Raw genomic sequence first — 19,760 nt, 5'->3', positions numbered from 1 at the left:
TGGTCTCCCTCGAGGACGGTCAGTCGGGTGGGTGCCGGCGTCGTGACGGCCCGCGTCACCAGGGCGTCTCCGGAGCTCCGGGCCAGACCCACACCGACACCCCCGGCCCGTCCGCCGCGAGGGTGATCGTGCCACCCTCGCGACCCAGGCGGGTGCCGTATGCCGCGACCGCCGCCTCGACGCCGGGGAGGTGACGCGTCGAGAGCCGGATGGGGGCGTGGGCGCCCCTGGACACGTGCACCAGGGCCGTCTGGTCGGGGTGCTCCCGCAGGAAGGTCAGCGAGTCGCCGTCGGCGTGGACCCACCGCAGACCACCTCGGCGCAGCGCCACGTGGTCGACCCGCAGGCGCACCAGTGCCTGATAGGCCTCGAAGATGTCTGTGTCCCAGCAGGACTCGTCCCACGGCATGGGTCGGCGTCCGTCCTCGCCCGAGTCACCCTCCATGCCCACCTCGTCCCCGTAGGTGATCATCGGGATGCCCGGCATCGTCAGCAGCAGCCCGGCCGCGGCGACCACCTGCCGGGCGTCCTCGCCGACGAGGGTGCGGACACGAGTGGTGTCGTGGCTCCCGAGCAGGGTGAAGGAGTGGGCGCGCACGGTCCAGGGGGACTGCGCCATGAAGTCGTCCACCGTCTCGCGGACGGCCTCGCCCCCGAGCCGGGGCACCCTGAGCGGAGATCCGAGGAACTTGGGGGCGAATCCCTTGTCCCGCAACCAGGTCCACACGGGCCGCGTGAATCCCGCGTAGTTCATCGCACCGTGCCACCCGTCCCCACGGATGTCGGTGCTGAAGTCGTGGACGTGCTCACCGACCAGGAGCGACCCCGGCGCGGCCTCGTCCACGGCCCTGCGCATCTCGCGGGCCACGGCGTGGTTGTGGTCCTGGGCGCCGTGACGTCCGGTCATGTTGGCGACGTCGACGCGCCACCCGTCCAGGGCGTAGGGCTGCGCCAGCCAGCGCCGCACGACGCCGTCGGGGTCGACGAGCACGCGACGCCACAGCTCGTCGCTGTCGTAGTTGAGCTTGGGCAGCGACGGGACGCCCAGCCAGGAGACGTAGCCGCCGTCGTCGCCCCACAGGTAGAACCAGCGCTCCGGCGAGTCGGGCTGCGCCACAGCGGTCTCGAACCACTCGTGCCGAGCGCCGGTGTGATTGGTCGTGAAGTCCCCGAGGACGCGCAGGCCGCGCCGGTGGGCCTCGAGGGTGAGCCGGGCCAGCGCGTCGTCGCCGCCCAGCAGCGGGTCCACGTGCTGGAAGGTGTCGGCGTCGTACCGGTGGTTGGACCGTCCGGGGAAGAAGGGGGTCAGGTAGAGCACGTCCACGCCGAGGCGCTCGAGGTGGTCGAGATGCTCGCGTATGCCGTCCAGGTCGCCACCGTAGAGCTGGTCGCCGATGATGCGACGGTCCCGCGTGACCGGCTCCTCCCAGCGGGCGGGGACGGCCCACTCGGGCGTGGGGCGCGCGTCCGCCCCGGCGGACCGAGCGAAGCGGTCGGGAAAGACCTGGTAGACGACGGCGTCGAGCGCCCACTCGGGCGGCGGGGCGTCGGTCGCGACCAGGCGGAAGTCCGCGGCGTCCGGGACGTCGCGGTCGTGCAGACCCGTGCCGTTGAGCCACTGGTAGCCGGCGGGTCCGCCGGAGAGCAGGAAGCGGTAGCCCGTCACGGGGTTGTGGACGACCACCTCGGCCTGCCACCACGTCTCGTGCTCGTCCTCGTGGACCACGACAGCGTCGACGTAGCGGCTCTCACCGTCGGGGGTGGTGCGGACGTGCACCGTCGTGACGCGGTCCGAGGCGTCCTCGGGCGCTGGCACCCGCAGCCGGATCTGGACCGTCTGGCCGAGCGCCGGGGCCTGGGTGGACACGTACAGCGGTGAGCCGTCGTGGTGGGGCTGGTCGAGCAGCCCCACCACGACGGTGTCCTCGGTGAGGGCCCGGGTCACTTCACCGAGCCCTGGGTGAGGCCGCCGACGAGCTGCTTCTGGAACAGCGCGTACAGAGCCATCACGGGAAGGGAGCACAGCAGCGAGCCGGCGGCGAAGAAGCCGAACTTCTCGTTGGCGTCACGTCCCTTGGACAGGGCGCGGAGCCCGACGGCCAGGGTCTGGTTGTCGACGTCCGTCAGGAAGACGCTGGCGAGCATGAACTCGCCGAACAGTCCGACGAAGGTGATCATGAACACCGTCACGAGGATCGGCATGGCCAGGCGCAGGATCATCGTGAAGAAGACCCGCGCGTGGCTGGCGCCGTCCACGATCGCCGCCTCGTCCATCTCCTTGGGCACCGTGTCGAAGTAGCCCTTGAGCAGCCACACGTTGCCCATGGCCCCACCGAGGTAGGCCAGGATGAGGCCCCACGAGGTGTTGAGCCCGAACTCCGGCATGACGTCGGAGATCTTGGCGAAGGTGATGTACATCGCCACGAGCCCGAGCGTCGCGGGAAAGAGCTGCAGCAGGAGCAGGCCGAGCATGCCCTCACGACGCCCGCGGAAGCGCATGCGCGAGAAGGCGTACGACGCGCACGCCGAGATGAAGGTGCACAGGAGCGCGCCGACACCGCAGATCAGCACCGAGTTCTTGAACCAGCTCCAGTAAGGACGGCTCGGGTCCGCGCCGAGGGACTTGAAGTTCTCCAACGAGAAGTGTCGCGGGATCAGGTCCGACGAGGCCAGCTGGCCCGACGGGTTGAGGGCCGCGGAGACGAGGAACAGGATCGGGAACAGCGCCCAGACGAGGGCGATGATGCCGAGCACGTGTCGCCACCACTGGGACCCGCCCTCGGCCCCGCCTGCCCGCGGCTTGGTGAGCTGCTGCTTCTCCTCCGGGGGGAGGGTGGCCGCCACCGGGCCGCGGACGTCTCCCACGCCGGCCGTGCTGTTCGTTCCGGGGTTCAGCTGGCTCATCACTGCACCTCTTCCAGGGACTTGGTGGCGCGGAACCCGGGCAGGGCCTGGATCGCCACGAGCGCGAAGATCACGACGGCCACGGCGGATGCGAGACCGTAGTTGGGGGCCGCGCCCGAGAAGGCCAGGCGGTAGGCGTACGTCACGAGCAGGTCGGTGCTGCCCATGCCCGCGCTGCCCCCCTCGAAGGGACCGCCCTCGGTGAGCAGGTAGATGAGGGTGAAGTTGTTGAAGTTGAAGCCGTAGGACGCGATCAGCAGCGGTCCCACGGCCACCATCAGCAGCGGCATGGTGATCCGCGTGAGGGTCTGGAAGGAGCCTGCCCCGTCGATCTTGGCGGCCTCCTTGACGTCGCTCGGGATCGACTGCAGCGCACCGGTGCACAGCAGGAACATGTACGGGAAGCCCAGCCACAGGTTGGTGATCAGGATGGCGACCTTGGCCCAGAACCCGTCCCCGATCCAGTCGATGTTGAGGCCGGTCAGGGTGTTGATGAGCCCGTAGTCCTGGTTGAACATGCCTCGCCACAGGAGCGCGGTCACGAACACGGGGATGGCGTACGGGAGGATCAGCAGGGTGCGGTAGACCGCCTTGCCCTTGAGGTTGGGCGAGTTGAACAGCAGGGCGATCAGCATCCCGAGGACGAAGGTGGAGATGACCGTGCCGCCCGCGAAGATGATGTTCCAGACGAACATCTTGAGGAACCCGGAGCGCATAGTGGAGTCGCTGAAGATCGTCGCGTAGTTCTTGGTACCGACGTTCTCCTGCCAGCCCTGGGAGAAGGACTGGCCGGAGCCGTCGGTCGCGACGTACTTGCTGTCCTGGGGCTTGTAGGTCAGCTTGCTCTTGGTGTCCGTCAGCGTGTCCGAGGCGGCGTCGTAGGTGATGGTCGCCCGGCCCTCGTACGCCGCCGAGAGACCCTGCATCTTGATGCCGCTGCCGTCCTTGCTGGGGACGGCGAACTGGCCGAGGTCCTTGGACCGCGCGTTGGCCTGCCGGCCCGTGAGGACCGTGTAGCCCTTGGCCTTCGTGATCTTGCCCAGCGCCGACTTCTCGACGTCGCTGTCGGCGAGGTCCGTCAGACCGTTCACGTCGCCGACGACGCTCTTGCCCTGCGGGTCCGTCAGCAGGAGGGACAGGGCGCCCGTCGTGGGGTCCGTGCCCTCCTTGACCGCCACGCTGGCCTTGTAGCGGGTCGAGCCAGGCACGACCTGGACGGAGTTGGCGACGATCTGCTTGACCGCCTCGTCCTTGGTGCCGAGGTGACCGTCACCGTAGTTGGTGAAGGACACCATGATCGTGAAGATGATGGGCCACACCTGCAGCGCCAGCAGGCAGAGCATTCCGGGGAGCAGGTACTTCATGGGCACGGCACGGCGGGTCGCGTAGACCGCGAGGATGCACAGGCCGACGAAGGCCACCGTGCTCACGCCGAGCCACATGCCCTGGGCCGACATGCGCGTCGCGATCCAGAAGACGAGCGCCATCGCCAGCGCGATGCCACCCCACTTCAGGACCAGCGCGGGGGCCGAGGTCCGAGACATAGGAGGGTCCTAACCAGTACGTCGTCGTAAAGGGGGTGGTGCAGGCATGCCGGCCCGCAGGGCGCGAGCCGGCATACCTGTCATGCGGGGCTCGGTCAGCCCTTGGCGATGTTGGTGGTGATCTCCTTGGCAGCGGCGTCCAGGCGAGCCTTGGGCTGGGCCTTGCCGGAGATGATGTCGGCGGTGGCGAGGCCGAAAGGCTCCCACACGGCGTTCATGGCCGGGATGTTGGGCATCGGAGCGCCGTCCTTGCCCGCCTCGAACCACGCCTTGATGTCCGGGTTGGACGCCGCGACCTCGTCGTAGGCCTCCTTGAGGGCCGGCGGGCGCTGCCCGGCCTCGAAGAGCGCCAGCTGGAGGTCCTTGCGCGGCACGTAGTTGGTGACGAACTCCTGCGCCATCTGCGCGTTCTTGGCCTTGGCCGAGACGTAGAACATCTGGACCCCGCTGAACGGCTTCATCGCGCTGCCGCCCTCGAGGGACGGGAGGTTCGAGATGGCGTACTTGACGCCGGCCTTCTTGGCGGGGGGGACCGACCAGGGGCCGGTGATCATGAACGGCACCTTGCCGGTGCCGAACAGCTGGTCCATGTTGGTGTCGTCGACGTTGGTCGACAGGACCTTCTGCTGGCCGAGCTTGGCGAGGACCTCGCCGCCCTTGACCGAGCCGGCGCTGTTGACCAGGACCTGCTTGGGGTCGTAGTCGCCGTTGGCGCCCTTGGCGAAGATGCCACCACCCTCGAAGGCCGAGAGGTAGGGGTAGGAGTAGTAGGCGTTGCCCTTCTTGCCCACGAACTGGATGAGCGGCTGCGTCGCCTTGCCGGCCTTGACCAGCTCCTGGCCCTTGGCGACGAGCTCGTCCATGGTCTTGGGGGCGTCGGGGGCGAGCGCGGTGTTGCGCAGCAGGCCGATGTTCTCGATGGCGTAGGGGACGCCGTAGATCTGGTTGTTGAACTTGGTGCCGGCCATGGCCTGCGGCAGGAACTTGTCCTGGGTGGCCTGGTCGAGCTGTATCGGGCTCACGGTGCCGTTCTGCACGAGCTCACCGGCCCAGTCGTGGGCGCCCACGACGATGTCCGGGCCCTTGCCCACCTTGGTGGCGTCCTTGAACTGCTGGCGGGTGTCGGTGGCGATCTGGACGGCGACCTTCACGCCGTTCTCCTCGCCGAAGGCCTGCGCGTACTTGGTGACGGCGGGGGCGCGGTCGGCGTCGGACCAGATCACGAGGTCGGCGTTGGCGTCGCGCGCCGCGTCCTTGGTGCTCATCGTGGTCGGTGCGGCGGCCGTGGCACCAGCGCTGGACGAGGCGGAGGCCGAACCGGCAGGCGTGGTGCTGGACGAGGTCGTGGTGGCGCCACCGCCGCCACAGGCGGTCATGAGCAGAGCTGAGGCACCGACGACGGCGACGGGCCCGAATGCACGCTTGTGCATGTCATCTCCCTTGATGTTGGTCTCACGCGAAGTGCGCGTTGGCAAGATCTTGCAGCATCGCCCGGTGGTTTGCAAGAAGTTGCAGGGAACCCGGGTCTAGAACGGCCCCAAACCGTTGCAGCCCCCTAGATCAGGGTCAGAGCAGGTCGACAGAGCTGCAACCTGTTGCATACTGGCCCGAGCGACAACGACGTCCGCCACCTCATCGGCAACGCCGGATCGCCTCCTGGAGCCTGCCGGGTTCCAGGACCCCCTTTACAACGGATCGTCCGGCACGTTCCTGCCGGTGAAGGAAGGCAGACCATGGCAACGGTCAAGTTCGACAACGCAACCCGTCTCTACCCGGGCAACGACAAGCCCAGCGTGGACCGGCTCAACATCGACATCGAGGACGGCGAGTTCCTCGTCCTCGTCGGTCCCTCCGGATGCGGCAAGTCCACGTCGCTGCGCATGCTCGCCGGCCTCGAGGAGGTCAACGGCGGCAAGATCTGGATCGGCGACCGCGACGTCACCAACCTTTCCCCCAAGGACCGCGACGTGGCGATGGTCTTCCAGAACTACGCGCTCTACCCCCACATGAGCGTCGCCGACAACATGGGCTTCGCGCTCAAGATCGCCGGCGTCGACAAGGGTGAGATCCGCAAGCGCGTCGAGGAGGCCGCCAAGATCCTCGACCTCGAGCAGTACCTCGAGCGCAAGCCCAAGGCCCTGTCCGGTGGCCAGCGTCAGCGCGTGGCCATGGGCCGCGCCATCGTCCGCAACCCGCAGGTCTTCCTCATGGACGAGCCGCTGTCCAACCTGGACGCCAAGCTGCGCGTCCAGACCCGCACGCAGATCGCCTCGCTGCAGCGTCGCCTCGGCGTCACCACCGTCTACGTCACCCACGACCAGGTCGAGGCCATGACGATGGGCGACCGCGTCGCGGTCCTCAAGGACGGCATCCTGCAGCAGTGCGACTCCCCGCGCCGCATGTACGACCACCCGGACAACGTCTTCGTCGCCGGCTTCATCGGCTCCCCCGCCATGAACATCATGGAGGTCCCGGTCGCCGACGGTGGGGTCCGCCTCGGGCAGCACACCACCCCGGTCCCCCGCGACGCGCTCAACGACGCCGGCCGCAAGGTGATCATGGGCGTCCGTCCCGAGGACCTCGAGCTGTCCAACGAGGGCCTGCCTGTGACCGTCGACGTCGTCGAGGAGCTCGGCGCGGATGCCTACGTCTACGGCTCCACCGACGACGCCCACGGCTCGGGCCAGATCATCGCCCGCGTCGACGGCCGCCGCCCCCCGATGAAGGGCGAGCAGGTCTTCTTCGCGCCCAAGGCGGACCACATCCACCTGTTCGACAGCGAGTCGGGCCTGCGCCTCAACGACTGACCCACCTCAGGTAGTCACATCCACCCGAGCTAGCACGCCAGGCGGATGTGACCGACCCAGGCGGATCCCCAGCGCGAGCGGCGGTCACCCCACAGCGGGGCGGCCGCCGCTCGCGGCAGTCGACCCTACGGTCAGGGCGCCGGGGTGAGGGGCTTGTCCTTGAACCACGGCTGGGCGGCCTTGGTGTAGGTCCCGTCCCGCTTGGCGATCGCGAGCCAGCCGTCCACGACCTCCTCCCAGACGACGTCGCCCTGCGGCAGGAGATAGCCCTTCTGCGAGAAGTCGAAGGGCTTGTCGGGGTGCACCGCGCACAGCCGCGCACAGCTGCGGGTGCGTCGACGCCACCCACACCGTCTCGGAGGCGTCCGTGGTCATGACGTCGGCCCGGCCCGCGATGATCTCGTCGAAGATCGTGTTGTTGTCCTTCCACCGGATGATCCGGCCCTGCGGGTAGTGCTTGACCGCGAACTTCTCGTTGGTGCCGCCGATGGGTGTGATCGACCGGACGCCGGGCCTGTTGATCTCCGCCACGGTGTCGTAGTTGGCGACCTTGCTGCACAACGTGATCGGCGTCTTGCCCTCGGTCAGCAACGGCTCGGTGAAGAAGGCCTGCTGCAGCCGGTCGGTGCTGATCGAGATGCCACCCATCCCGGTGTCGCACCGAGCCGTGAAGTCCGGCATGAGCGTCTTTCACGTCGTCGGGACCCACTCGACCTTGACGCCGAGCCGTGCGGCCAGGTCCTGCGCCATGGTCACGTCGATGCCGCTGTAGGCACCCGTCCGTGGGTCCTTGTAGGTGAAGGGGCGGTAGGCCCCGGTGGTGCAGACGCGCACGCTGCCTCACGGATGCGAATCACGGTGGCCCTCCTCGGCATACGGCGGTGTGTGCCGTTGAACCTAGACCCCCCCGGTCGCGCCGCGGCGAGGCTCGTCTCGCCCGCCAAGATGTGGCAACCGCCGCCGGACCGGGTGTTCTGCCACGATGGGGGGATGGCGCTCGAGATCACCGCGGTCCGCCCTGACCCCGCCCTGCTGGACCTGCCCTGGTCCACCCCTCTGGAGGACTGGCCCGAGGAGAGGCTGGCTGCGCTCCCCCGCGGCATCTCCCGGCACATCGTGCGATTCGTGCGCGTCCCCGAGGGTGTGGTCGCGATCAAGGAGATCAAGGACGAGATCGCCTTCCGCGAGTACCACATGCTCCGCGCGCTCAACCGGCTGATGATCCCGTGCGTGCGCCCCTACGGCGTGGTCAGCGGACGGGTGGGCGCCGACGGCGAGCCCCTCGACTCCTGCCTGATCACCCACCACCTGCAGTACTCCCTGCCGTTCCGGGCGCTGTTCAGCCAGACCCTGCGCCCCGACACCGCGACCCGCCTCATCGACGCCCTCGCCGTGCTGCTCGTGCGACTGCACCTGCAGGGCTTCTGGTGGGGCGACGTGTCGCTGTCCAACACGCTCTTCCGGCGCGACGCGGGGGCCTTCGCGGCGTACGTCGTCGACGCGGAGACGGGCGAGCTGCGCGACCGGCTGTCCGACGGCCAGCGCGACCACGACCTCGACATCGCCCGGGTCAACATCGCCGGCGAGCTGATGGACCTCGAGGCCGGCGGGCTGCTGCCCGAGGGCAACGACCCCGTCGAGATCTCCAACCAGATCATGGCCCGCTACACCCAGCTGTGGCACGAGCTGACGGGCGTCGAGTCCTACAACGTCGGCGAGCGGTGGCGCGTCGACGAGCGGATCCGACAGCTCAACCAGCTCGGCTTCGACGTGGACGAGCTGGCCATGTCCACCGACATCGACGGGACCACGCTGCGCATCCAGCCCAAGGTCGTCGACGCCGGTCACCACAGCCGCCGCCTCCTGCGCCTGACGGGTCTCGACGTCGAGGAGAACCAGGCCCGCCGCCTGCTCAACGACCTCGACGCCTATCGCGCGGCGCTGGACGTGCAGGGCGAGGACGAGGCCATCACCGCCACGCGCTGGCTCAACGAGATCTTCCTGCCGATCACCCGCGCCATCCCCGCCGACCTGCGCGGCAAGCTCGAGCCCGCCGAGCTCTTCCACGAGCTGCTCGAGCACCGGTGGTACCTCTCCGAGCGCAACGGCCACGACGTGCCGATCGGGCAGGCGATGGCCGACTACATCCTGACGATCCTGCCGACCAAGCCGGTCGAGGAGACCGTCGTCGGCGTCGACACGGTGGAGATGCCGGTCGTCGCGCACCTGGACGACTGACTCGTCACAGATCGTGATCACCTGGGGGCATTCACGCACGAGGGGCGCCCTGCCGGTCCTATGCTTCGCGTGAAGCCATCACGAGGAGTGATCATGACCGACAACAGCAACAACCCGTATGCCGGACCGCCCGCCGGCTCGACGCCGTCAGGCTCGTCGCCGTACGGCGCCACCACGCCCGAGCCTTCGGCCTACGGCCAGGCAGGGGCGTACGGGCAGGCCCCCGCCGATGGGGAGTCCCACTCCTACGGGCAGGCCCCGGCATACGGGCAGGTCCCGGCATACGGCCAGGGCTCGGGTCCGACGGCGACGGCGGCGCTGGCGCCCTGGGGCAAGCGTGTGCTCGCCTCGGTGCTCGACGGACTGCTGACGCTGCCCGGCGCCCTCCTCATGACGATCGGCGCCGGCGTGATGGCCAGCGGGTCGGGCACCTCGACCGTCGACCCCACGACCGGTGAGATCCTGACGACCGGCGGCGACCAGGGCATGATCACGACCGGCCTGGTGCTGGTGGGCGTCGGCTGGCTGCTGGCGCTGGTCATCCAGATCTACAACCGCTGGGTGCGCGGCGGGCGCGGCCAGTCCTGGGGCAAGAAGGTCGCCGGGACCTGGCTGGTCTCCGAGCGCACCGGCCAGCCGATCGGCACGGGCATGGCCTTCGTGCGAGACCTGGCGCACTACCTCGACAGCCTGCCGCTCTACCTCGGCTACCTGTGGCCGCTGTGGGACGAGCGACGCCAGACCTTCGCCGACAAGATGTGCGGGACCGGCGTCACGACCGTCCCGCCGCGCCAGTCGTAGCGGCCGCGCACCACGGCGCAGCACGTCGCACCACACAGATCAGCCGGCCTTCGTCACACCCGCCTGGGGGACGAAGGCCGGCTGCTGTGACGGCCGGGGGTAGGTCAGCGGGTGGCGGCGCGCTGGCGAGCGATCTCGTAGAGCGTGACGCCGCAGGCGATCCCGGCATTGAGCGACTCGTTGCCGGACGCCATCGGGATCGACACGATCTGGTCGCAGGTCTCGCCCACGAGACGTGACAGGCCCTTGCCCTCGGAGCCCACGACCACGACGAGCGGCTGGTCGGCGAGGTCCAGCTGCGGCAGCTCGACGTCCCCATCCATGTCGAGCCCGATCACGAAGTAGCCCTGCTTGCGGTAGTCCTGCAGGGTGCGCGTGAGGTTGGTGGCCTGCGCGACGGGGACGCGGGAGGCGGCGCCGGCGGAGGTCTTCCACGCGGAGGCGGTCATGCCGACGCTGCGACGCTCGGGGACGACCACCCCGTGGCCACCGAAGGCCCCGACCGAGCGGATGATGGCGCCCAGGTTGCGGGGGTCGGTGATGCCGTCGAGCGCCACGACGAGCGGGATCTCCGGCGTCTGCGGGTCGACGAGCTCGGAGGGGTGGCGGTAGTCGTAGGGCGGGATCTGCAGCGCGAGCCCCTGGTGCACCGCTCCGTCGGTGAGCCGGTCCAGCTCGCCGCGGGGCGTCTCGAGGATGGGGATGTTGCGCTCGGTCGCGATCTTGAGGGCCTCGCGGACGCGGTCGTCGGAGTCGATGCGGCTCGCGACGTAGACCGTGCTCGCCGGGATGTCCGCGCGCAGGGCCTCGAGGACCGAGTTGCGGCCCGCGACGGTCTCGGTGCTGGTGCGGTTGCGGCGACCGCCGTGACCACCGGCACCGCCGCGACCGCCGCCGGCCCCACCGGTGCCCGGGCGACCACCCGCGGCACCCGCGGCGCCGGCCTTGGCAGCACGCTGCGCCTGCTTGTAGGCCTTGTGGTTGGGACGCTCCTCGGCCTTGGGCGTGGGGCCCTTGCCCTCGAGCGAGCGGCGGCGCTGGCCGCCGCTGCCGACGGAGGCGCCCTTGCGGGAGGCGCCCTTGCGCATCGCGCCGCGGCGCTGGGAGTTGCCTGGCATGGGATCAGTCCTTGGTGTCGGTGTTGCCGGTGGGGCCGGTGGTGCCCGCGGCGGCGGGGCGGGCCAGGGTCCAGCGCGCCCCGGACGGCGAGTCCTCGACGAGGATCCCGGCGGCCGTCAGGTCGTCACGGATGGCGTCGGCCGTGGCGAAGTCCCGCTCCTTGCGGGCCGCCGCACGGCGGTCGAGCTGCGCCTGGACGAGGACGTCGAGGGCGGAGCGCGCCACGTCGCCCTCGCCACCGCTCGCGTCCCAGTGCGGGTCGAGGGGGTTGACGCCGAGCACGTCCGTCATGGCCATGACCTGCGCCGCGAGACGTCGGGCCAGCTCACGGTCGCCGTCGTCGAGCGCGGTGTTGCCCGCCCTGACGGTGTCGTGGACGACGGCCAGGGCCCCGGAGACCCCGAGGTCGTCGTCCATCGCCGCGCGGAACTCGGCGGGGAACGGCTCGGCGGGCGCGTCCGGCATACCGTGCTCGACCGCACGACGCAGGAAACCCTCGATCCGCTCGACCGCCGCCTCGGCCTCGGCCAGGGAGCCCTCGTGGAACTCGATGGTGGAGCGGTAGTGCGCGGCCCCGAGGTAGTAGCGCAGCGCGAGCGGCCTGGTCTGGCGGGCGATCTCGGTGACGATCAGAGAGTTGCCGAGCGACTTGCTCATCTTTTCGCCCTGGACGGTCACCCAGGCGTTGTGCATCCAGTAGCGCGCGAACCCGAGCCCGGCCGCGTGCGACTGGGCCTGCTCGTTCTCGTGGTGCGGGAAGCGCAGGTCGACGCCGCCGCCGTGGATGTCGAACTCGTCGCCGAGGTACTTGCGAGCCATCGCGGAGCACTCGAGGTGCCAGCCGGGGCGGCCCGTGCCGTAGGGCGTCGGCCAGCTGGCCGTGGCGGGCTCGCCGGCCTTCCACCCCTTCCACAGGGCGAAGTCGCGCGGGTCGCGCTTGCCGCGCGGGTCGGCGTCCTCGGCAGCCTCCATGTCGTCGATCGACTGGCGGGTCAGCGCGCCGTAGGCCGGGAAGGACCGCACGTCGAAGTAGACGTCACCGCTGCCGTCGGGCGCCGCGTAGGCGTGGCCCTTGTCGACGAGGGTGTCCATCAGCGTGACCATCTCGGGGACGTGCCCGGTCGCGCGCGGCTCGTAGGTCGCGGGCAGCACGCCGAGCAGGTCCAGGGCCTCGGAGGTCTGGCGCTCGTGGTCATAGGACCAGGCCCACCACTCGGCGCCGTTCTCGGCGGACTTGCGCAGGATCTTGTCGTCGATGTCGGTGACGTTGCGCACCAGGGTCACGTCGTAGCCGTGGCCGGCGGTCAGCCAGCGCCGCAGGATGTCGAACGCGACGGCGAAGCGCACGTGACCGATGTGGGGGGCGCCCTGGGTGGTGAGGCCACAGATGTAGATGCCGACCTTGCCCTCGTGCAGTGGCTGGAACTCGCGCAGCTCGCGCGTGGCGGTGTCGTAGATGTGGAGACTCACCCGCCCCATGCTACCGGCGGCAGGCGTGGGGCCTCGCCTCCAGCGGACCTGCCCGAGGTAGTCACGTCCGCCCGGGTTGGCAGCCAACGGGCACCCCAGCGGATGTGACCAGGGCGGGTCGATTCCGTCAACGCCCCAGATATCGCCGTATGCCGGCGGCCAGCGCCACGGCCTCGCGCTGCCGGAAGGCCGCTGACCCCAGCAGGCGGGCGTCCCGCGGGTGGCGCAGGTTGCCCGCCTCGAGCATCACGGCGGGGACGGTCGACAGGTTGAGGCCCCCGATGTCGGTGCGCCGGCTGAGTGCGGTCCCCCGCCCGACATAGGTCGAGCGCGGCATCCCGGTCCCGGCCGCGAACGCGTCCCGCACCGCCACGGCCAGCCGCTCGGACCGCTGCTGCACGGCCGGCCCGCCCGCCATGCGCGGCGAGTGGATGACGTGGAAGCCCCTGGCCCGCGGCGAGAGGTTGCCGTCGTCATGGATGGACACGACCAGCGTCGCCCGCGCCTGATTGCCGATGGCGGCCCGCCGGTCGATGCACGGCCCGAAGCCCCGATCGTCGGCCCGGGTCAGCACCACGCGCGCGCCCTGGGCCCGCAGCACCGTCGCGAGCCGGGTGGCCGTGTCCCACACCTGCGCGTGCTCGGGGTAGCCGGCCGCGGTCTGGGTGCCGACGGTGTTGCAGGTCTTCCACAGGCCGTTGCCGGCGTAGACCTTGCGGGCGAGCGCCTTGGGGTTGCGGCCGTTGCCCCCGTTGTGACCAGGGTCGACGACGATCGTGGTGCCCGCGAGCGGCGATCGGTTGCCGGCTGGCCGGACCGCGGACGGTGGGTCGGCTGACGGGAGGGCCGACGCCCCTGGGGCGAGGGCGGACGCGGCCGCGACGGCGGCGGTGATCGTGGCGGCGACCCACGCGTGCCGCGGGCCTGCGTGGTGGCGGGCGGGGTTCGTCATACGGCCAGTGTCCTCGCCGCAGGCGACTCTCCCAACCCCGGCGGCCCGGGCTGCCAGCGGGCGCGAGATCAGCCTGGGTTGGTCACATCCGCCTGCCGTGCGAAGCCGGGCCGATGTGCCTACCTGAGGTAGACGAGGGCGGTCGCGATGCCCAGCACGCCCTCCTCGCGGCCGGGGAACCCCAGCCCGTCGGTGGTCGCGCCGCTGATCGACACCGGAGCGCCGACCACCTCGCTCATCAGCGCCTCGGCCTCGGCCCGCCGCCGGCCGACCTTGGGGCGGGTGCCGACGACCTGGACCGCGACGTTGCCGATCTCGAACCCCGCCTCCCGCACGATCCGGCAGGCCTCGGTGAGCAGCGTGACCCCGCTCGCCCCCGACCACTCGGGTCGTCCGGTCCCGAAGTGCTGCCCGAGGTCACCGAGCCCCGCCGCCGAGAAGAGCGCGTTGCACGCCGCGTGGGCGACGACGTCGGCGTCCGAGTGCCCCTCGAGCCCGACCTCCCCCTCCCAGAGCAGCCCGGCCAGCCACAGCTCGCGCCCCGACCCGGCCGCCGCGAACGCATGGATGTCGGTGCCGATGCCCACGCGGGGGACGACGGGGTTCATACGACGGTCTCCGGTTCGAGGTCGGGGGTGGTGGACAGCGAGGCCGTATGCCGGTGCGCACGGTCCAGGTCCGCGGGCGTGGTCACCTTGAACGACAAGGGGTCTCCCTCGACGACGAGGACGTGATGGCCGAGCGCCTCGAGCAGGGCGGCGTCGTCGGTGGCGGAGATCCCGCTGGCGTGGGCCGCCTCGAGCTCGTCCCGCACGAAGCCCTGGGGCGTCTGCACGGCGCGCAGCTGCTCGCGCGGCGGGGTGGAGCGCACGACCCCGCGCTCGTCGACGACCTTGACCGTGTCGACGACGGGCAGCCCGGGCACCACGGCGACCCAGCCGTCACGCACCGCGTCGACCACCCGCTCGTAGACGTCCAGCGGGGTGAAGCAGCGGGCGGCGTCGTGGACGAGCACGACCTGCGGCTCGGCGAGGTCCCCCTGCGCGTCGGCGTCGTCGAGCTCGTCGCCGAGGCCGTCGTCGAGGGCGGCGAGACCGGCCGCCACCGAGGCCGTGCGGTCCGCGCCCCCGGCGACCACGTGCACGGCACTGCTCGTGCGGATGCCGTCGATCAGCTCGATGACCGCCTCGAGGTGGGTCGCCGGCGCGACAACGACGACCTGCACGAGGCTGGACACCTCCAGCGCGGTGCGGAGGCTGTGCTCCAGCAGGGTGCGCCCGCCGACCTCGACCAGGGCCTTGGGCAGGTCGGCCCCGAGTCGGCTGCCCGACCCGGCGGCCACGATGATGACGGCGACGCTCACGAGGTCACTGTAGACGCGGCGAGGCCCCCACCGCGGGCAGCGGTGGGGGCCTCCGGACGTTGCGGGGTGGAGCGCCTCAGGAAGCGAGGACCTCGTCGAGGATCGACTCGGCCTTCTCCTCGTCGGTCTTCTCCGCGAGCGCGAGCTCGGACACCAGGATCTGACGAGCCTTGGCCAGCATGCGCTTCTCGCCGGCGGACAGGCCGCGGTCCTTGTCGCGGCGCCACAGGTCACGCACGACCTCGGCGACCTTGTTGACGTCACCCGAGGCGAGCTTCTCCAGGTTGGCCTTGTAGCGGCGGGACCAGTTGGTCGGCTCCTCCGCGCACGTGGCCCGCAGGACCTCGAACACGTGGTCCAGGCCCTCCTGGCCGACCACGTCGCGCACGCCGACGAGGTCGCAGTTCTCGGCGGGGACCTCGATGGTCAGGTCACCCTGGGACACCTTCAGCTTCAGGTAGATCTTGTCGACACCCTTGATGGTCCGGGTGTTGATCTCCTCGATGAGCGCCGCCCCGTGATGCGGGTAGACGACCGTTTCTCCGACCTTGAACGCCATGTAGTCAAGCCCCTTTCGCGACCGCCATCATATCACGCAAATCAGCCCGGATAAAGCCCGAGGACGGGCATTTGTGCAGGTCAGGGCCCACGAACCACAACGTGGGATCGTTCAACAGGGTCTTGACGAATGGTCAACGACGCGCTACGCGCGCGTCGCCGGTCTTGGACGTCGCTGCGGTGGGCGCGTGGCCCGGGCCGGGTGTGGCGCGCGTGGGCCGAGCCGGATGAGGCGCGCGTGGGCCGAGCCGGGTGAGGCGCGAGGCGATATGGTGTCGCCGTGACCCGTGACGACTCCCACCGCCCCGCGACCCCGATGGCTCGTGCCGCCCGGGTCCGCCGCGCCACCCTGACCCTCGGCACCGCGGCCCTGGCCACGGTCGGCCTCACCGCGTGCAACACGATGTCCCCGCAGCAGACGGACGTCAGCTATGCCCCGGCCGACGGCGTCGAGCTCGACCTCGGCCCGGTCAAGGTCCGCGACCTGCTCGTCGTCAGCGCGGGCGAGGGCAAGGGCGGTGCCCTGAACGGCCTCGTCGTCAACCAGGGCAACCAGCCCGCTCAGGTGTCCTTCTCCCTCGGGGAGTCCGGCTCCCCCGTGACCACGACCGTGGAGCCCGGCCAGGCGGTCTCCCTGGCGTCCGAGAAGGTCTCGGTCCCCAGCGTCCCGGTCAAGCCCGGCGCCATGGTCAACCTCCAGGTGGGCACCGCCACCAACGGCATGCAGAACCCCCTCGTCCCCGTGCTCCCGCCGACCGGGTACTACGCCACCGTGACGCCGACCGCGCCGAGCGGATCCGGCAGCGCCACGGCGACGCCCACCGGCACCGCGACCGGCAGCGCCACGACCACCCCGAGCACCAGCGAGAGCGCCACCGCGCCGACGCCGAGCACGTCCGCCGCGACCCCGTCCGAGACCGCGACCACGTCTGCGGGCTGACGGACCGGCATACGGCCGGACCAGCACCCGCGGAACCCGACCCGCGCCCCGGAGGCTCCCGGGCGCGGGTCGGTGGGGATCAGACCTCGAACTTGTAGCCCAGCCCACGCACCGTCACGATGTGCACCGGGGCGCCGGGGTCCGGCTCGATCTTGGCGCGGAGCCGCTTGACGTGGACGTCCAGCGTCTTGGTGTCCCCCACGTAGTCGCTGCCCCAGACGCGGTCGATGAGCTGCATGCGGGTGAGGACCCGGCCGGCGTTGCGCAGCAGCATCTCGAGCAACTCGAACTCCTTGAGCGGCAGGGCGGTCGGACCCCCGTTGACCGACACCGTGTGCCGCTCGACGTCCATGCGGACCGGCCCGACCTCGAGGGTTGCCGGCACGAGGTCGTCCGGCTCGCTCATCCGCCGCAGCACCGCCTTGATCCGGGCGAGGAGCTCGCGGCTGGAGTAGGGCTTGGTGATGTAGTCGTCGGCGCCGATCTCGAGGCCCACGACCTTGTCGATCTCGCTGTCCTTGGCGGTGAGCATGATGATCGGGACCGACGACCGCTGGCGGATCGAACGGCAGACGTCGACGCCGGACAGGCCTGGCAGCATCAGGTCGAGGAGCACCAGGTCGGTGCTCGACCGCTCGAACTCCGCCAGCGCCTCGGGGCCGGTCGCGGCGATCGCCACGTCGTAGCCCTCCTTGCGCAGCAGGTAGGACAGCGGGTCGGAGATGGACTCCTCGTCCTCGACCACCAGGATGCGGGTCATGCTCACTACCTTTCCTCGTCCGGAGACCTCCGGTCGTGCTCGATGCTAGGGGCGCGGCTGCTGCTCGCCCAGGTCGGTCAGCGCGGCGGCGGGGAAGGACAGGGTGAACGTCGACCCCTGCCCCGTCTGGCTCCACAGCCGCACCTCGCCGCCATGGTTGGCGACGACGTGCTTGACGATGGACAGGCCGAGGCCCGTGCCGCCGGTCGATCGTGACCGCGCGGGGTCCACGCGGTAGAAGCGCTCGAAGACGCGGTCCTGCTCGTCCGGGGGGATGCCCGCCCCTAGGTCGCTGACCACCACCTCGACCACGTCGCCCTGGCGCTCCACGATGACCCGCACGGGTGCACCGTCGTCGGAGTAGGCCACGGCGTTGTCGACGAGGTTGCGGATCGCGGTCGTCAGCAGCTCGCGGTCGCCGTAGACGATGGCCCGGTCCCCCGTGGTCACGCTGATCTCGATGCCCTTGCCCTCGGCCACGAGGCGGCACCGGTCCGCGGCGTCCGCGGCCGCCCCCGCCACGTCCACGGGCGCCGGCTCGGTCAGGGTGTCGGCCACCTGCAGGCGGGACAGGTCGACGATCTCCTTGACGAGGCGGGTCAGCCGCTCCGACTCGACCTTCATCCGGCCGGCGAAGCGGTGCACCGCCTCCGGGTCGTCCGCGGCACCTTGCACGGCCTCGGCCAGCAGCACGAGGCCGCCCACCGGTGTCTTGAGCTCGTGCGAGACGTTGGCGACGAAGTCGCGGCGGACCTCGTCGACCCGGTTGGCGTGCGTGCGGTCGTCGACGAGCAGCAGGACGTGCCCGCTCGAGAGCCGTGCGGCGCGGACGTGGGCGACCATCCGGCCCCGGCCCAGCGGGCCCCGCGGGAGGTCCAGCTCGGTCTCATGGACGTCCCCGGAGCGCCGCACCTCACGAGCGAGCGCGACCAGCTCACGATGGACCAGCTCGCCCTCGCGGACCAGCCCGTGTTGCACCGCGGCCTGCGTCGACCGGACCACCGCGTCGGAGGCGTCGAGGACGATGCCGATCGAGCGCAGGACCGCGAGGACGTCCTCGACCCCCGGCTGCAGCTCGGCGGTGTCCGGGCTCGTGCTCACGGGAGCCTGTCCCTCTCGGTGACGACGGCGGAAACGGTCCGACCAACCTGTGGTCATGGCGGACCCCGTCAGGGCACCGACCAGCGCGACAGCGCCGAACGTCACCACGGGATCCACGCGACGAGGATACGCAGCAGCGGAACCGGCCGACGCACGCCTCGCAGGTCAGCATGGCCGTGACGACCCCCGACACGCACGCCGGCGCGGTGATCACACGGTGTGATCGCCAAGTGTTCATCCGTGGTCCTCAGCTCGTTAACGCAGCCCTGGGACGCTCGCCGAGGCGCGATCCTGGGACACCCGTGCGCGCCTGCACCTACGATCTAGTTGGGCAGCCGACCGCGACTGCGCCGACGCCCCTGCACCGCAGTGAGAGGAATCCATGCGCGACGCGTTCCACGAGGAGCTCGACCAGATCTCGGACAAGCTCGTCGAGATGTCCCGCCTCACCGGCTCGGCGATGGGCCGGGCGACCATCGCCCTCCTCGACGCCGACCTCGAGCTCGCCGAGTCCGTCATCGAGGCGGACCAGGCCATCGACCAGATGCGTCGTGAGCTGGACGACACCGCGGTCGACCTGCTCGCCCGCCAGCAGCCCGTCGCCACCGACCTGCGCATGGTCGTGACGGCGATGCGCATGAGCGCCGACCTCGAGCGCATGGGCGACCTCGCCCGGCACATCGCCAAGGTCGCCCGGCTCCGCTACCCCGAGTCGGCGATCCCGGCCACCCTGCGCGGAACCATCACCGAGATGGGCCACGCCGCAGACAAGATCGTGGCGCAGGCCGGCTCGATCATCGCCGGCAAGGACGTCGCGGCCGCCGTCGCCCTCGAGACGCAGGACGACGAGATGGACGCCCTGCACCGCCAGGTGTTCGAGCACCTCCTCGGCGGGCACTGGGACGCCGGCATCCAGGCCGCCGTCGACGTGACCCTCGTCGGGCGCTACTACGAGCGCTTCGCCGACCACGCGGTGTCGGTCTCCCGCCGCGTCGTCTACCTCGTCACCGGCGAGTGGGCGCAGGACGGCGTCGAGCTCCCGGGCATCGACGCCGGCGACGACGACTGATTGCCGCCTGTACGGCGAGAAGGCCCGACCCCGCGTGGGGTCGGGCCTTCTCGGCATACGGCCTGAGCAGATCAGCCTGGGTTGGTCACACCGGCCGGGGTTGGTCACACCCGCCTGGCGTGCCCGGAAGTTGT

At 70.6% G+C, this 19,760-nt stretch carries 19 protein-coding genes; 5 read left to right on the top strand and 14 right to left on the bottom strand.

Annotated elements, in window-relative coordinates; all coding sequences use genetic code 11:
* Positions 1-55: 55 nt before the first annotated feature.
* From B4K29_RS18135 to B4K29_RS18120, 4 genes are all read right to left on the bottom strand, one after another.
* Positions 56-1,945, bottom strand: coding sequence for a glycoside hydrolase family 13 protein (locus B4K29_RS18135; protein WP_286956943.1), 1,890 nt, complete (start codon positions 1,943-1,945; stop codon positions 56-58).
* Positions 1,942-2,904, bottom strand: coding sequence for a sugar ABC transporter permease (locus B4K29_RS18130; RefSeq protein ID WP_286956951.1), 963 nt, complete (start codon positions 2,902-2,904; stop codon positions 1,942-1,944). Before B4K29_RS18130 ends, B4K29_RS18135 begins: the two co-directional genes overlap by 4 nt.
* The gene (locus B4K29_RS18125; protein ID WP_029211021.1) at positions 2,904-4,448 is read right to left on the bottom strand and encodes an ABC transporter permease subunit; all 1,545 of its coding nucleotides are present in this window, start codon (positions 4,446-4,448) and stop codon (positions 2,904-2,906) included. The genes B4K29_RS18130 and B4K29_RS18125 overlap by 1 nt, the downstream gene beginning before the upstream one ends.
* A gap of 95 nt (positions 4,449-4,543) precedes the next feature.
* Positions 4,544-5,878 carry a sugar ABC transporter substrate-binding protein gene (locus B4K29_RS18120; RefSeq protein WP_286956961.1) on the bottom strand — a complete coding sequence of 445 codons (1,335 nt, stop codon included), beginning with the start codon at positions 5,876-5,878 and terminating at the stop codon, positions 4,544-4,546.
* A 303-nt stretch (positions 5,879-6,181) separates the two neighbouring features.
* Here B4K29_RS18120 and B4K29_RS18115 point away from each other — a divergent pair, with 303 nt between their 5' ends.
* Positions 6,182-7,255 carry an ABC transporter ATP-binding protein gene (locus B4K29_RS18115; RefSeq protein WP_029211023.1) on the top strand — a complete coding sequence of 358 codons (1,074 nt, stop codon included), beginning with the start codon at positions 6,182-6,184 and terminating at the stop codon, positions 7,253-7,255.
* A gap of 131 nt (positions 7,256-7,386) precedes the next feature.
* Here the strand turns inward: B4K29_RS18115 and B4K29_RS18110 are convergent, their stop codons facing one another.
* Both B4K29_RS18110 and B4K29_RS18495 read right to left on the bottom strand, forming a co-directional pair.
* Complete coding sequence (locus B4K29_RS18110) at positions 7,387-7,560, bottom strand: hypothetical protein (RefSeq protein WP_240483952.1); 174 nt, start codon at positions 7,558-7,560, stop codon at positions 7,387-7,389.
* 385 nt (positions 7,561-7,945) lie between these two features.
* The gene (locus tag B4K29_RS18495; RefSeq protein WP_376783704.1) at positions 7,946-8,089 is read right to left on the bottom strand and encodes a transporter substrate-binding domain-containing protein; all 144 of its coding nucleotides are present in this window, start codon (positions 8,087-8,089) and stop codon (positions 7,946-7,948) included.
* Positions 8,090-8,245: 156 nt separating this feature from the next.
* On the opposite strand from B4K29_RS18495, the gene B4K29_RS18100 reads away from it, so the two are divergent.
* Together B4K29_RS18100 and B4K29_RS18095 are read left to right on the top strand one after the other, a co-directional pair.
* Positions 8,246-9,493 carry a DUF4032 domain-containing protein gene (locus B4K29_RS18100; RefSeq protein WP_239261410.1) on the top strand — a complete coding sequence of 416 codons (1,248 nt, stop codon included), beginning with the start codon at positions 8,246-8,248 and terminating at the stop codon, positions 9,491-9,493.
* A 93-nt stretch (positions 9,494-9,586) separates the two neighbouring features.
* Positions 9,587-10,294, top strand: coding sequence for an RDD family protein (locus tag B4K29_RS18095; protein ID WP_239261408.1), 708 nt, complete (start codon positions 9,587-9,589; stop codon positions 10,292-10,294).
* Positions 10,295-10,398: 104 nt separating this feature from the next.
* Here B4K29_RS18095 and rlmB read toward each other — a convergent pair whose 3' ends face one another.
* The 6 genes from rlmB to B4K29_RS18065 form a co-directional block, all read right to left on the bottom strand.
* The gene (gene rlmB / locus B4K29_RS18090) at positions 10,399-11,412 is read right to left on the bottom strand and encodes a 23S rRNA (guanosine(2251)-2'-O)-methyltransferase RlmB (protein WP_286958646.1); all 1,014 of its coding nucleotides are present in this window, start codon (positions 11,410-11,412) and stop codon (positions 10,399-10,401) included.
* 4 nt (positions 11,413-11,416) lie between these two features.
* A complete protein-coding gene (cysS, locus tag B4K29_RS18085) occupies positions 11,417-12,883 on the bottom strand; it encodes a cysteine--tRNA ligase (protein WP_050993281.1) in 1,467 nt (488 codons plus the stop codon).
* Between the two features lie 127 nt (positions 12,884-13,010).
* Positions 13,011-13,835, bottom strand: coding sequence for an N-acetylmuramoyl-L-alanine amidase (locus B4K29_RS18080; protein ID WP_286956980.1), 825 nt, complete (start codon positions 13,833-13,835; stop codon positions 13,011-13,013).
* Between the two features lie 119 nt (positions 13,836-13,954).
* Positions 13,955-14,443 carry a 2-C-methyl-D-erythritol 2,4-cyclodiphosphate synthase gene (gene ispF / locus B4K29_RS18075; protein ID WP_286956981.1) on the bottom strand — a complete coding sequence of 163 codons (489 nt, stop codon included), beginning with the start codon at positions 14,441-14,443 and terminating at the stop codon, positions 13,955-13,957.
* Positions 14,440-15,198, bottom strand: a complete 759-nt coding sequence (gene ispD, locus B4K29_RS18070) for a 2-C-methyl-D-erythritol 4-phosphate cytidylyltransferase (protein WP_286968441.1) — start codon at positions 15,196-15,198, stop codon at positions 14,440-14,442. The genes ispF and ispD overlap by 4 nt, the downstream gene beginning before the upstream one ends.
* A 76-nt stretch (positions 15,199-15,274) precedes the next feature.
* Positions 15,275-15,757, bottom strand: a complete 483-nt coding sequence (locus B4K29_RS18065) for a CarD family transcriptional regulator (protein WP_019286970.1) — start codon at positions 15,755-15,757, stop codon at positions 15,275-15,277.
* A gap of 279 nt (positions 15,758-16,036) precedes the next feature.
* Between B4K29_RS18065 and B4K29_RS18060 the strand changes: the two genes are divergently transcribed.
* Positions 16,037-16,696: a hypothetical protein gene (locus B4K29_RS18060; RefSeq protein WP_286968439.1), complete on the top strand. Its 660-nt coding sequence runs from the start codon at positions 16,037-16,039 to the stop codon at positions 16,694-16,696.
* Positions 16,697-16,775: 79 nt separating this feature from the next.
* On the opposite strand, the gene B4K29_RS18055 is transcribed toward B4K29_RS18060, so the two are convergent.
* Positions 16,776-17,456, bottom strand: a complete 681-nt coding sequence (locus B4K29_RS18055; protein ID WP_029211032.1) for a response regulator transcription factor — start codon at positions 17,454-17,456, stop codon at positions 16,776-16,778.
* 45 nt (positions 17,457-17,501) lie between these two features.
* The gene (locus B4K29_RS18050) at positions 17,502-18,557 is read right to left on the bottom strand and encodes a sensor histidine kinase (RefSeq protein ID WP_286957011.1); all 1,056 of its coding nucleotides are present in this window, start codon (positions 18,555-18,557) and stop codon (positions 17,502-17,504) included.
* A gap of 382 nt (positions 18,558-18,939) precedes the next feature.
* Between B4K29_RS18050 and phoU the strand changes: the two genes are divergently transcribed.
* Positions 18,940-19,626, top strand: coding sequence for a phosphate signaling complex protein PhoU (phoU, locus tag B4K29_RS18045; RefSeq protein WP_019286966.1), 687 nt, complete (start codon positions 18,940-18,942; stop codon positions 19,624-19,626).
* Positions 19,627-19,760 lie beyond the last annotated feature (134 nt).

This window comes from Arsenicicoccus sp. UBA6765, assembly GCF_002453335.1.
In the GTDB taxonomy this organism is placed as follows: Bacteria; Actinomycetota; Actinomycetes; order Actinomycetales; family Dermatophilaceae; genus Arsenicicoccus; species Arsenicicoccus bolidensis.
Note: the sequence above shows the minus strand (reverse complement) of the source record. Positions and strands in the feature narration are given on the sequence as shown.